Genomic DNA, 14,878 nt, shown 5'->3' on the forward strand with positions numbered 1-14,878 from the left:
ATAGAGCAAACCTCCCCCTCCGGGGGAGGTGCCGTAGGCAGAAGGGGTGCATTTCCACGGGCGAAGCCCGGTTGTTTGGTTTTTCCGCCGTCAGGTGGCTATAAACTGCGGCGACAGCCGTTTCCACAACCCTCGGGGCCAAAGGCCCCGTCAAACTTAAGAACCCTTGGGCCGAAGGCCCATCCATCTTAAGAACCTTTCCCTCTGAACCCTCTGAACCTTTTGAACCCTAACACCGCAGGTGTGTCCAAAGCAAAGGAGTTGCATCACATGACATACATAAAACCCATAGCCCTGGCGGCAGCCCTGCTGGCGGCTCTTACCATTTCCTTCCCGGCGGAAGCGAAGTCCGATACCCTGTCCTCTGCAGAAGAAGCGGTGGAGGAGGGGAAGATTTCAGATAAGGACCTGGATCTTCTCTTCCAGCAGCTGAAAGAGGCTTACAGGAAGGGCGGGAATGACAGCAGCTTCGACTGGAAAGGCATGAGCAGCGTCATTCTGGGCGAAATCCTGAAGTCCGATGATGTACAGAAAAATAAGAAACTGAAAGATATCCTGGATATTCTGACCGGCGGCAGCAGCCCCAAAGAAGAGCCGGCACCGGAAGAACAGGGACCTGACCGCACCCTGGATGCCGAAGTGCGGCCCAATGACGGGATTCGCAGGGCCGTCATTTCCGCTTTCGACATTCCCAAAAAGGACTGGAAAACCACCCACTACTCCTACAACTTCATGGACCTTGACCACGACGGGAAAATGGAAGCCCTGGTCCTCGTGCAGGGCCCTTATACCAGTGGCACCGGCGGAGACACCCTCCTGATTCTGAAAGAAAAGGACCAGGACTGGGAAAAAGATCAGGCCATCTCTGTCATCCACGCCCCTATTCTGGTAGCGGCGCCGGGCGAACTGCACCTTCCCTCAGACCGCAAAATCCTTATCTTCAAACGAAGCGGCGGTGGAGCCAAAGAAGCCTACGCAGCCCTGACCAGCAAAGACGGGACATATTGTACCGCCGCAGAAGCGGAAGAAGTGAAGGACCAGGAAATCCACGGCACTCTGCTCCTGGTCCAGAAAGACCCGGCTCCTACGCTTGAAGAAAAAGAAAAATAGAAAGAAAAAGCACTGCCCTTCGGGGTGGTGCTTTTTTTATGGACGCTATGGACAAGCCCTGACGGGCTTGAGGGTTCTAAAGTTTTACGGGGCTGTGGCCCCGAGGGTTCTTAAGTTTGACAGCGGCTATGCTGCTGAGGGTTGTGGAGGACGCCTCTAAATTTATAGAAGGCGCCAGTTCGTATAAAACCTTTACAACCGCCCTGCGGGCGAGGAAAAGGCATTCCCCCTTGCCCGCTGCGCGGGACTTCCCCCGCAAGCGGTGGCAGAACAAAGCTCCGTGAGGCAATTTTTTCATAAGTGACTCTAAGTTTAGCATGGGTTGTAGTGCCCCCGCTTGCGGGGGAAAGGTGGTGGCGCAGCCACCAAAGGGGGGCGAGCGCAGCGAGCCAGTCAGCAGAATTGTTTTCAAGCCCTATGACACCGAAAGCAAACCCCGTAACGTTCTTGCGTCCCCTTTAGGGGAAGAGGGCCACGAAGTGGCGAAGGGGTGTACGAGGGTAAGAATGATTATGATACTCGATATGGACGTGACCGCCGAAAGGCGGCATTATAATACTCATCGCCCCCCCTAAAGGGGAAACGACTCACTACATTTTGTGCACCGCTTCGCTCGGGGGGCCGCCGATTGGCGGTCAGGACCGCGATGGAGCATCCTATCGGTGCTCTGCCCCGTACACCCTTTCCCGCTTCGCGGGACTTCCCCTCAAGGGGAAACGAGAAAATAGGTGGCACTGGATATTGTGTCACACATGACACAGAAAGCCAATCCCGTAACGCTGACTTCATAAGCATTGCCCGAAGGGCAATCCGCAACCCTCGGCCCGAAGGGCCGTCAAACTTAAGAACCCTTGGGCCCGAAAGGGCCCATCAATCCTAAGAACCTTTTTCCGCAACCCTTCTACACAACCTGCCGCCATCAGGCGGCCACAACCCTCGGGACGAAGTCCCGTCAACCCTCACACCGAAGGTGTGTCCAAGGCCCATCAATCTTAAGCCCCCCTTCGAAACATTTATCCGACATAAACTTAATAAATTTCTAACACATCAATATAGCATACTATGTCTTCTGAATTCATTGATTACTGGAAATCGTAAAGAGGGACATAGGGGACAAGATTTGAATGAATGATATGTAAAATACAGATATTACTGAATATTCTGCCTTATAAGCATAGCATTTACAAAATCATGTTCTTAATAATAATTTATTTCTATTCTAAATTAAGGCCATATCGAATCATGCAGTGAACATATACATACCATTGAATATGCATTTCACATCAACTATAATAATCGATGTGCTTTTAAATAATTGAGAATTCAGAGGATTTAGACCGCTTAATTCGAATAATATAGATTTAGCATGGTAAAGAAGTGACGAAATTCAAGGGCATTTATACCCCGCTTTATAATCGATTTTCTTGAATGCAATTCATTTTTCGCGTATAATGCAGGTAGGAATTGTGTATATACAGTCTGTTGGACGTCATTTTTTTACTTTTACATTCACTAAACAGATGGAAAGGGAACGCGTTATCATGAACAGAAAGAAAGGGAGATTGGTCCTTGTTCTGGCTGCCATGGCTGCCATGCCGGCTGTGTCGCTGGCTGCGGAGCCGCCGGTTATTCCGGACTCTGCCCGCACGGCTATGGAGGCAGGGAGGAATCAGGCAGAGGCTTTGATGCGGCAAAATGAATGGAAAGACCGGCAGCGTCAGATTTCCCAGACCCGGACCGGCGAGGCCAGGGTGGAAAATCAGGAGGAAGAAAAGCCGTCCCTGAACATTCCTGAAACGGAAAAGGTGCTGGTGAAGGATTTCACCATCGATGGACAGGATATTTACTCTGAAGACACCTTGAAGGCCCTTCTGGCTGACAAGAAAGGAAAGAATCTCTCTTTCAGGGATATCCAGGACGGGGCGGACAGGATTACCCGCTATTTCCGCCAAAAGGGATACATCGTGGCAAAGACTTATATCCCGCCCCAGGACGTGACTGCCGGTATCGTTCACTACCATGTGGAAGTGGGACGCTTTGATACTCCCTCCATTACGAACAAGACGAATATCCGGGACAGCGCCATCAGAAAGCAGGCCCAGGCCGTGAAGGAAGGGGAATATGTGACCAGGGACAAGCTGGAAAGAGCGGTGTGGCTGGTATCCGACATGGCCGGCGCCGATGCCCGTGTGGCTTTAAGCCGGGGCAGCCGGCCGGGCACCGTGAAACTGGATATGACTGTAGAGCCTTATGTGGGGAAACACGGCCTGGTGTCTGCCGATAACTACGGCAGCCGGGCCATGGGCTACAATGAATACTCTCTGGACTATGATTTCTGGAATCCCGCCAGAAACGGAGATCACCTCATGGCATCCATTTCCACCACCGGCCGTCATATGTTCAACTGGGGCACCAACTACATCACGCCCCTTGCCAAGGACGGCCTGAAGCTCACCGTAGGATACAACGTATTCAGCTACGACATGGGCGACGAATGGGCCATGTATAAAGGCGTAGGCACCTCCCGGGTCACTTCTCTGGGACTGGACTATGCCATCCGGAGAAGCCGGCGCCATAACCTGTACACCGGCCTCCGCTTCGAACACAGTGAAATCAAGGACGAATACAGAGCCTATGACGCCACCTACGGCGATAAGACAGGAAACGCCCTGGTACTCTCCCTCTACGGCGACGACCAGGACACGGCGGGTATGACAGACTGGCGTCTGGACTGGAAACTGGGCCATATCAACAACCGGGCTTTCCACTCCGATAACATCTACGCCCGCTGGATGGCCGGCGACCCCGACACCAACGGCGATTACTCCAAGATTCGGGGACATATCGAAAGGCATCAGAACATCAACGAAAGATCCTACCTCCTGCTCTCTGCCTATGGACAGTACGCTTTCACCCCGCTGGATTCGTCGGAACATTTCTCCCTGGGCGGCCCTTATGGCGTGAAGGCCTATCCCACCAGTGAAGGCTCCGGCGACAGCGGCTACATTACCAGAGCCGAATACCGCTGGCTCATTCCCCTGGAAGCCTACGACCAGCAGCTCCAGCTTGCCTTCTACGCAGAACACGGCGGCGTGTGGATCGATAGAAACGGAGGAGACTCCGGTACGAAGAACCATAGAAACCTCCAGGGCGCAGGCATCGGCATTATCTGGCAGCGCTGGCAGGACTGGTTCATCCGGGCCGACTACGCATGGAAACTGGGCGCCGAAGACCCCGTATCCGACACCAGCCACAACAACGGCCGCTTCTGGATTCGCGGCGGATTCTATTTCTAAAGGACAGGGAAGCGAAGCTTCCCTGAAGGTTCAGAGGGTTCAATAGGTTCACAGGGTTCAGAGGGTGGTAGTAGGCGGCTGCGCCGCCAGTTTGTATAAAACCATACAACCGCCCTGGCGGGCGAAGGCAAAACATGCAAACCGCCCTGGGGGCGTTGGAAATGCACCCCTATCCCCGCCTGCGGCGGTACTTCCCCCGAAGGGGGAAGTTCTAGCGATACTATGCCTTGAGATACTTATGAAATGATTGCTTCTCGGCGGGTTATAGTCCCACCGCACAGCGGGGGGAAGGTGGTGCCGTAGGTACCAAAGGGGGAAAAGCCGCTGCAGGCGGCTAATCTCCGAAATGCAGTTCATAACGTATGAGATAAAAGTTAAGCATAGAGCAAACCTCCCCCTCCGGGGGAGGTGCCGTAGGCAGAAGGGGTGCATTTCCACGGGCGAAGCCCGGTTGTTTGGTTTTTCCGCCGTCAGGCGGCTATAAACTGCGGCGACAGCCGTTTCCACAACCCTCAGCCCTGAAAGGGCTGTCAAACCTAAGAACCCTCCGGCCAAAGGCCGGTCAATCTTAAGACCCCCCAGCGCCAAAGGCGCTGTCAAACACATTCAAAACCAATTCATCATATATAAGGAGAAAACGAAAATGCACAACTATGGACATTGGAAAAAGACACTGGCTCTTCTGGTCATGTCTGCCCTTTCTCTGGGTGCATCCAGCGTGGATGCCATGCCGGAAGGCGGAGTCGTCCGTTCCGGTTCCGGCTCCGTCACCCAGAACGGGAAGGAAATGACCATTCGCCAGGACTCGGGACGCCTGGCCATGGACTGGACCGGCTTCAGCGTAGGAAAGGACGAAACCGTCCGTTTCCAGCAGCCCGGAAAAGACGCCCTGGCCCTGAACCGGGTCACCGGGAATCAGCAGTCCGTCATTGACGGCAGTCTTCTTTCCAATGGCCACGTGCTCCTGGTGAACCCCAATGGCGTGGTTATCGGTAAAAACGCCTCCATCGACGTAGGGGGCCTGGTGGCCTCCACTGCCCAGGTGAAGGATAATTTCATGAAAGAATTCGGAAACAGCACAGGCGCTTTCAGCCTGGGCGGCGTTTCTGATGGAAAAATCATCAACGAAGGGACCATTAAAGCCGAAGGGGGCCTGGTGGCTCTCCATGCAGCCAAAGTAGAAAACAGCGGCACCATTTCCAATACCGGCGGCTCCGCAGTTCTGGCAGCAGCTGACACCCTTACCTTGACTCCTGACGCCGACGGCAAACTGAACTTCACCGTCGACGGCAAAACAGCAGAAGCCTCCGCTCTCAACAAAGGCGCCATCACCGCCGATGGCGGTACCATCGTCATGACCGCCGACAGCGCCTCCGACGTGATGAGCACCGTGGTCAATAACTCCGGCACCCTCCAGGCCAGAACCCTCCGCAAAAACGAAAAAGGCCAGATCCTCCTCGACGGCGGCGATAAAGGCCAGGTAGAAGTGAGCGGCACCCTCGACGCCTCCGGCATGAAAGATGGCCAGAGCGCAGGAAATATCAAAGTCATCGGTGAAAAGACCATCGTCCACGACGGCACAAACCTCCTCGCCCGCGGCAATGTGGACGGCGGCAAAATCGAAACCTCCGGCGACGTGCTGAACCTGGGGGATAACCTCAACATCGACGCAAGTGGCAATAGGGGCAGTCATGGTACGTGGCTTCTGGACCCGTTGGAAGTTGTTATTTCTGCGACTAAACCGTCCAGTGCTGATCATAACTATGGTACGATTGTAGGGGATACCAACGGGAAAACAAAAAATAATGTTATCTATAATGACCCACCTTCTGGGCAGAATGCTAATAATTCCTACAATTCTACCACTTGGATTGATTCAAACCAGGTGGGAAATATTTTGTCTAATGGAACTGATGTTATGATTCAGGCGATTTCTTCCAGTGGTGCAGCTAGTATTACGCTTGAATCTCCTATTGATATCACAGTTTCCAGTTCTGCCAGCAAAAATCCCACCTTCACTTTGGAAGCTAACCGGAATATCACCATCAATCAAAATATTACGGCTAAATCCGGTGGTAAGGGCCTGAACATTATGCTCAATGCCGATACTGATGGCGATAACATTGGTGCGGTTATTATGAATGCGGATGTAACCACCAACGGAGGCTGGTTCAAGTCAGCTACCGGCGGCAATGTCACCCATACATATGGAACCAGTGATGCAGACAAGAAAAATTATGGCACCTATAATGGTGTTAAGGTTGGCGGCGGTCCCAAACATGGTCCCAAACATGATGGATCCACTGTTGGTACCTATTTTGGAGGAAAAGATACTGCTAAGCAGGCGGAAAACCGTTTCATCAAAACCAACGGCGGCGCTATCACGCTGAACGGGGAAGTAGCTATTGGCCTCAATGGCGGTACTTTGAATTTGGAAACCAATGGCGGAGCTCTGACTGTAACCGGAATTGTAAACTCTGGGAACAGCTATGACTACTATTATTACGATGCTGATACCGATACCTGGAATAAAACTTCTGATGATGCGGTTATAAAGAAAATCAATGGGTACGTTGATAAAGTTTTGAATGGCACCGAAGGTGTGCCTATGTATGAATATAAGGGTATTAATTATTCTAAAGATAAAGATGGTAATCTAACATGGACGTATGATGCAGTTTATTATCCTGATGCAACAAATGGTAATGCACTGCATTATGTATTCAGGCCTTTATCGACGGAAGAAGCAGATGAGGCAGACCAGTTTATTACCAATAATACGAATAATAATAGAGATAAAGAGGACACAACTAATTTTTCACATACGTTAACCACTTCTAATCCGAAATGGTATCTAACCAAAAAGGCTGGCTGGGGATTTAATTCCTTTATTGTGAGAGGTAAGTCCAGCATGACTATTGATGCATTTTTAACATATTTGAAAAATACATATGGGAACAAAAATAATTTTAATTCCAGATATCCTCATGGAACCAAGTATAGTGCTTTTACTGATGCAGAAAAGGTGAATCTGAGAAAGGATATCACTAGCTATTTAGCACATAACTGGTATGTAGCTCAAGAAATGGCATCAACAGGTTCTAAAGGAAATGGTGACCAAGTGGGGGATAGCTATTTAGCTACTATTACTACTCGCTTGGAAAATTCTTTGACTACGCCAAATGGTGCGCATATTATGTGGGCCGGTGGCAGAGGTTCTGGTGTTCGGAATCGTAATAAAAAGAATGATGCGTATAATGTAGTTACTTGGTATCCTGCCGATCCGACACATCCAGATGGATTCTATTGGGTTACCGGGCCGGAAGGTTTGGCAACAGATAATGCATCAACCTATAATGATACGGCTATCGGTACAGGAACCAAATTCTGGGATACTTCCTCGACAGATGTACAAAAAGATTCCAACAATTATGGGCAAAGCGTTTTTGGCGAAGCACATTGGTCTACCAATTTAGTTGGTCATCAGCCTGATGATAATGGTCCGTTCCTTACTGTTGGCTATGGTAGTGATAACCAGTGGGACGATGCTAATTTTGGTGGTGAAACGACTGTTGGCTTTGTGCGTGAAACCAACTCGGCCAATTCCAGTCTGAAGATTAATACAGGGAACGGTGCAGTTAATCTGCAGGGAAACATTGGTGGAAGCCAGAAACTTGACACGGTTACTGTCAATACTACAGGTGATGTAACAACCGGTGGCTCTAAAATTACAGATTACAACATGGGAACCATTCATGCAGACCATGGTGTCACTATCAAAGGCCAAAATGTAACAATCGGAGGACGCATCTCTTCTGGTGCGTCTACAGAAACTGTAAATACGGATTCTTCCGTAGTTACAGATAATGTGACTATTACTGCCGCAAGAGATATTACTGTACATGGTATTACAGCTGACGGCAAGACAGATGAAAACGGTAAGGTAACTAATGGTGGTAAAATCAAGTTAACATCGACTGCTGATAATGGTGTTGATAATGGTGTCATTAAACTTGAAAGCACAGCCAACAGCAATAAAAACGATTATACCGTTGGAAACAATAAGCATGAGGGCGATAAGGAAAAAGATGACGGCACGCTCATTGCTGGCAGTACGGAGAATGGTGCTGTTATTGTGGATGCCCAGGGTAAGACCGGCGCTTTTATCAATGAAACCCAAGGATCTTCGGCTATTACTACTGGAGTAGTCAAGGACGAAAATGGTAAAGTGAATAAAGAGGGCACCTGGCAGGTCTATGTAGCTTCTCCCAGCGACTATGATACCAAGTTGGGGGACAATCTGAATAGTAAAACCAATGCACAGTGGTCTTCGGAATCAACTAGGAAATCTACCACTGATGAATTTGACATAAATGCAGCTGGTCATAATATCGGCACCTATACTGATACCAGCAGCAACAAGTTCATCTTCCAGGTGACTCCGGTGATCACCATTTCCGGTGGGAATCAGCAGAAGACCTATGGGGATACCCTTGACGAGGACCAGCTGCGAAATCTGCTGAGCACCTCAGCCACCTATAAGGATTCCACCGGCAAGGATGTCGATGTGACCCAGTTCAGCAATTTTAACGAAGCCGATTATCTGATCTACGTGACCAGTTCCGATGGAAACAAAACCGGAAAGGATGCCGTGGCTGTTTCCAGTGGTGGGGCAGAGCCAGGGGCCACCCGGACCAACGGGGACGAAGACAAAAAGGCTTCTGATGGGAACAAGGCCTTCTATGTATTCAATGTGGAGAAAAATGGGGCCAAGGCGCTGAACGGATATGACCTGAACACGATCAACGGCGATATTGAAATCCTCCGGAAGACCCTGACCATCAATACTGATGCTACGCAGACCTACGGCAAAGCTGATGTGACCAGCAGGACGACGAAGGACTACAGCACTCAGTTGGTGAACGGGGATACCCTGAACGCCGGTGACATCACCTATACCATTGCCACCAAAGGCACCTATGCCACCAGCAAGGGCAGCAATACCACAGCCCATAAAGGCATCTATGAAAACCAGTATCTGACGTCTGGCGCAGGAGTAAAAGGTAGCGACGGCAGCGATGCTTCCGCCAACTATGAGGTCACCGGCAGCGGCACCATCACGGTAAACCCGGCAAACCTTTACCTGACGGTGGGGGATGTGTCCACCACCTATGGCACGGCCTTTGACACGGACCAGTATACCTACAAGATTGATGAAAAAGAAGGCGGTCTGGTGAACGGGGATACCCCGGATTCTGTACTGGGAGATCAATTCCTCAGCTATACCAATACCGGGGCGAAAACGGATGCCAGCAATGACAAAGTGAAGACTCAGAATGCCGGGACCTATGAACTCCAGGGGGCTGTCAGCAAGGACAAGGAACTCTCTGACTATACCGTCCATATCACCAACGGAAAATCCACGGTAGAAAAGGCCAAACTGACCTTGACTGTAGGAGATACCAGCACCACCTATGGGACAAGTGATTGGACTCCTTACAGCTATACCCTGTCTGGAAACACCAATGGGGATTCAGAGGACAACGTAAGGAACAATCAAATTGAAGTTTCCTATTCCAATGGCGGAGAAAAGTCTGATCCCAACAATTCTGCTGTCAAGACCCAGAATGCAGGAGACTATGGTCTGACAGGAACGTTTACCCTGAAGGGGGATACGGCCAAGAATTACGAAATTGATGAAGTGAACTCTGACCTGACCGGCAAGGCCACGGTGAAGAAAGCTACTGTGAAGGTGAAACTGAACGACGTTTCCACTACTTACGGCACGGCTTTCGAGACCAAAGAGTATGGATATAATGCTAACACGATCGAAGGCCTGACGAATGGAGATGTTTCAGATGTCGTGACGAGCGCCCTCAAGGGGACGTACGGCACGGGCGATATCACCTATACCAATACGGGCGATGCCTCGACAGAGGAAAAACAGGCCGGCAAGGTGACCAAGACGGTGAACGGCGGGCCATACTACCTGGAAGGGACCACGGACAAGACACTCAAGAACTACAACATCGAGATTGAAAACGGCAATGCCACTATCAAGAAGGCCACCCTCCACCTGTCCACTGGCGACTATACGGAAACCTATGGGGATGTCGGGGAAGTGCAGAAAGACTTGGACAGTGCCACCAGGGTTATGGGGGAAAAGAACGGGGATGACTTGGCAGATCTGGTTTCTGAAATCGGCATCCACAACACCTCTGGGGCCCTTTTGAGCGACACTCGGACCAATGATGTGAAGTACAAGGCGGACGGCAGCCTGGACAGCTATGACATTACTACGGACTTCAAAAATTCCCTGGACAACTATGATGTGGTACAGGATAAAGCTGGTTCCGTCACACTGAACCCAAAAGAAATTACTATCAAGAACACGATGACCCAGAAATACGGCTCGTCAGATAGAATTTATAAAGAAGCTACCGTGCCTGAAGGCCAGCTGGCCAATGGTGACACGATTTTTACGAAGGATTTGAAGTTTGATATCAAGGCTGATGGAGAATATGCCAAGAGCCTGGCTGACAATAAGAAGAATAGTTCTGAGGCGGTCACTGCAGATGCAGGAACCTATACCGGCGAACTGATTCATACCGGTGGCGGTATCATCCATAAAGATGGCACAGATGCCTACAAGAACTACAAGGTAACCGTGGAAGGCGATATCATCGTTAACCCGAAGGATATTACGACTAGAGCTAACGGTACTGGTTCAACTTTGGATAACCTTAGCTGGGATGTAAAAAATGATTCTCTGGCCAATGGTGATGTATGGGGCAAAGATGTTTTGTTCGATAAAACCTATGGCGATATGATTTCTTACGCTGACAGGACTTTTGGTGTCAAGAGCTTTATCGATGGAAAACAGATTTCCGACGGCACTCAGATTGGCAACTACATTTACCATCCCACCGGTATCGTCCAGCTCACCTTCAACCCCATTGTGAAGCCTGATGTATGGGCCCACAGCGGCGGTTATCGCCCGCGGAACAAGATCGAAACATTTCTTCCTGTCTTCCGCGTGGAAGATGCAAAGGTAGGCCAGTATGGCACCTATGGCGTGGAACACAATGAAGAGGGGGACAGACTCGTTCTCTCTGCCACAGGCATGAGACTGCCGGAACCGGACCAGGTACCTGATGAAGAAAGAACCTTCACCACCACCCTTTCCACAGAAACAGGAAGCGGTACCTTCAAGCTGGTATACAACGGCGTTTCCCTCAAAGTCTATCCGCAGGACAAGGAAGCAGAAGAAATGGTTCGCGCAGGCGATAAGACCAAAAACGTGTCCCTTTCTGAAAAAGCTCTTTATGTGGGCTACACAGAAATGGGCCTGGACCTCATCGACCTCAAAGGCGTGTACATCTACTTCAACTGATTTACCTGAAACCAGGGCAATCAAAAAACTCCTCTCTTTTTCAAGGGAGGAGTTTTTGATTTGAGGAAAGGGGCTCTATGCGGCTTGAGGGTTGACGGCCCGCTGGGCCGAAGGTTCTTAAGGGGCTTAAGTTTGGCACGCCTTTGGCGTGCACAGCGAACATGATTTGAAGGAGCAAAGCGACGCACAAATCATAGTGAGTCGTTTCCCCTTTAGGGGCGAGGGTTGTTGTAGGGCGCCTATGAATTATTGAAGGCGCCATTTTGTATAAAACCTTCACAACCGCCCTGCGGGCGTCAGAAATGCATTCCCCCTTTGGTGGCTGGCGCCACCACCTTTCCCCCGCAAGCGGGGGCACTATAAAGCTCCGTTATGCTGTGAGCGACTTATGAAAGGAATGCTTCGCGGTGCTTTATTCTGCCCCCTGCATAGGGGGAAGTCCGGCGCAGCCCGGATAGGGGGTGGCGAGCGCAGCGAGCCAATCACCAGAATGCCAATCAAGCCCTATGACACCGAAAGTAAATCCCGTAACGTTCTTGCGTCCCCTTTAGGGGAAGAGGGCCACGAAGTGGCGAAGGGTGTGCAAGCGAACTGGATTCATAGGGGAGCCCCGCGACCCGCGAATCCAGTGAGACGCCATCCAGCGAAGTCGGTGTGGAAGGTGGTAAGATAGTGCAAAATGTGTTCGCTGTGGATCGCTTCGCTTAGGGGGCCGCCGATTGGCGGTCAGGACCGCGATGGAGCATCCTATCGGTGCTCTGCCCCGTACACCCTTTCCCGCTTCGCGGGACTTCCCCTCAAGGGGAAACGAGAAAATAGGTGGCACTGGATATTGTGTCACATATGACACAGACAGCCAATCCCGTAACGCTGACTTCATAAGCATTGCCCGAAGGGCAATCCACAACCCTCGGGGCCAAAGGCCCCGTCAAACCTAAGAACCCTTGGGCCGAAGACCCATCCATCTTAAGAACCTTTCTTCTGACTGCCCGAAGGGACTCTCTATTTCTCTATTTCATAGGGCCAGTCCAGAATGCCGCCCATGTCTCTCACGTCGGTATAGCCCAGTTCGACCAGTTTCATGGCTGCTTTTTTGCTGCGGACGCCGGAGCGGCAGTAGACGATGAGGGGCTTTTTCTTGTCTGGAAGTTTGTCTTTGATGGTTTCGTCGATGGTGCCCAAGGGGATGAGGCGGGCGCCGGGGATATGGCCCTGCTGGTATTCAGCCGGTTCTCTTACGTCTATGAGGGTGACAGGCTCTTTCTTCATCATTTCATAGCCTGCCTGGGGCGTGATTTTATGATAGTCATCGGACGCGGAGGGGGCGCAGCCGCCAAGGAAGACCAGGGGAATGAGAAGGGCGAAGCATAAGAAGATGGTATGGTGCATGATAGTTCCTCCTTATTTGTGATGGCCGAAGGAGAAGAAGTTTTTTACCTTCTGCCAGAATGACTGTATTTTTGAAATTTTCACCGGTGCCTTGGGCGCCCGGGCCATGCCGGCCTGGCGGACGAGCTGCATGTTCCGGTGGGCTGTGCGGGTGACGATGCGTGGCGGCGGGGTAAAGGTTTTTTCTGTCGTTTTCGCTTCGTTTTTCATGGAAGGCAGGGCGGCGTGGGCGGCGCGGATGGTGCGTTTCTGATGGCTCCGGTCCACCACTTTAAAGGTGATGCCGTCCTTTTCCTGACGGGGCAGGGGAGCGGCCGTTTTTTCCGGCTTATCGCCTATAATCTGCCCTGTTTTCAGGTCAAATTTCGCAAATCCTGCTTTGGCGCTGAAAGGGTTTTCATGAAAGTCGTGAACCCGGGAGGGGTTCTGTTCCATGGAAATGACATCGGCTGCGTCTTTTCCTTCAGCCATCGCCTTCCGGGCTTCTTCCCGTTTCAGCTGGTTCACCAGCCGGTTCTTGGCCCGGCTGTCAAAGGCCGGTTCTTCGGCAGCCCAGAAACCGGACTGCTGGATATTTCTTTTGTCCAAATCATAGGAAATCCGGGCGCCGCAGCGGGTGCACCGCACGGTGCCTTTCCGCTTCTTCACGTCCAGGTCAAATAAAGTCAGCTTCTGCCCGCAGGCGTGGCAGATGAGGGTAAATGCCATAGGTTAAGACCTCCTTACTTATTTAGTATAATGGGGATCAGGGGAATGGTAAAGGGGCTGGGGCTTGAGGGTTGCTGGTGGCTGGTGGCTGGGGAGCCCCGCCTCCCAATCGTCATCCTGAGTGAAACGAAGGATCGTCGGTCGACCAATTAAAAGGAAGGCCCTTTTATGGGCAGGCTAAGGGCCAACTTTGGCCGACTCGCGCATTCTATGCAGAATACGCGCAGTATACGCCGGTAGTGAATCATCTCTCGATAAATACCAGTCGGCGGGGCGGTGCTTTCCTGTATTCCCGAAGGTTGACACGCCCTTACGGGCGTGAAGGTTGAGCCAGCCGCCGGGCCTTTTGGCCCTGGGCTGCCAAGGTTCTGTCCGGGACCGGCTGACGCCTCCCGGACGGGTTGAGGGCTTTCGCCCTCGGGAGTTATATAGTACCACTGCGCTGGCGAGGTACGGCGCCCTTTCGGGCGCCATTTTTTATGCCGCCTTTGGTGGCTAAAACCATACAACCGCCCTGCGGGCGAGGGAAATGCATTCCCCCTTTGGTGGCTGGCGCCACCACCTTCCCCCCGCAAGCGGTGGGACTATGGGTGCTTAGCAATGGAGCCATGTCTCTGCAGGAAAGCAGAGAAACCTATTCTGCCCCCTGCAAAGGGGCAGTTCGGCGCAGCCTGGATAGGGGGTGGCGAGCGCAGCGAGCCAATCAGCAGAATTGTTTTCATGACATATGACACTGAAAGTAAATCCCGTAACGCTGATTTTATAAGCATTGCCGCAGAGCGGCAATCCACAACCCTCGGCCTGAAAGGCCGTCAAACCTAAGAACCCTCCGGCCGCAGGCCGGTCCATCTTAAGAACCCTCACACCGAAGGTGTGTCCAGTCAGCCCCATAGCAAATCCCATTTCCTTTCTCTTCCCTTTCATGCTACAATAAAAATATTAAAGTATACATACATAGTACCGGCAGATGCCGGTTTTATAT

General features: G+C 51.3%; 6 protein-coding genes. 3 read left to right on the top strand and 3 right to left on the bottom strand.

The genetic code is table 11. From position 1 onward, the window contains the following. Positions 1 to 270: 270 nt before the first annotated feature. From HMPREF9453_RS00925 to HMPREF9453_RS00935, 3 genes are all read left to right on the top strand, one after another. The gene (locus tag HMPREF9453_RS00925; RefSeq protein ID WP_008858675.1) at positions 271 to 1,110 is read left to right on the top strand and encodes a hypothetical protein; all 840 of its coding nucleotides are present in this window, start codon (positions 271 to 273) and stop codon (positions 1,108 to 1,110) included. A gap of 1,541 nt (positions 1,111 to 2,651) precedes the next feature. After that, positions 2,652 to 4,406 (top strand): ShlB/FhaC/HecB family hemolysin secretion/activation protein, encoded by a 1,755-nt coding sequence (locus tag HMPREF9453_RS00930; protein WP_148363666.1) that lies wholly within the window; start codon positions 2,652 to 2,654, stop codon positions 4,404 to 4,406. A gap of 643 nt (positions 4,407 to 5,049) precedes the next feature. Continuing rightward, on the top strand, positions 5,050 to 11,799 hold the full coding sequence (locus tag HMPREF9453_RS00935) for a two-partner secretion domain-containing protein (RefSeq protein ID WP_008858679.1): 6,750 nt from the start codon (positions 5,050 to 5,052) through the stop codon (positions 11,797 to 11,799). A 1,002-nt stretch (positions 11,800 to 12,801) separates the two neighbouring features. Here HMPREF9453_RS00935 and HMPREF9453_RS00940 read toward each other — a convergent pair. From HMPREF9453_RS00940 to HMPREF9453_RS12045, 3 genes are all read right to left on the bottom strand, one after another. Further along, complete coding sequence (locus HMPREF9453_RS00940) at positions 12,802 to 13,188, bottom strand: rhodanese-like domain-containing protein (RefSeq protein WP_008858680.1); 387 nt, start codon at positions 13,186 to 13,188, stop codon at positions 12,802 to 12,804. A 12-nt stretch (positions 13,189 to 13,200) separates the two neighbouring features. Next, on the bottom strand, positions 13,201 to 13,896 hold the full coding sequence (locus HMPREF9453_RS00945) for an Rpo12/RPC10 RNA polymerase subunit family protein (protein WP_008858681.1): 696 nt from the start codon (positions 13,894 to 13,896) through the stop codon (positions 13,201 to 13,203). A gap of 594 nt (positions 13,897 to 14,490) precedes the next feature. Beyond that, positions 14,491 to 14,799 carry a hypothetical protein gene (locus tag HMPREF9453_RS12045; protein WP_008858682.1) on the bottom strand — a complete coding sequence of 103 codons (309 nt, stop codon included), beginning with the start codon at positions 14,797 to 14,799 and terminating at the stop codon, positions 14,491 to 14,493. Positions 14,800 to 14,878: the final 79 nt, after the last annotated feature.

Origin of the sequence: Dialister succinatiphilus YIT 11850 (assembly GCF_000242435.1) — a bacterium.
Lineage (GTDB): Bacteria > Bacillota > Negativicutes > Veillonellales > Dialisteraceae > Dialister > Dialister succinatiphilus.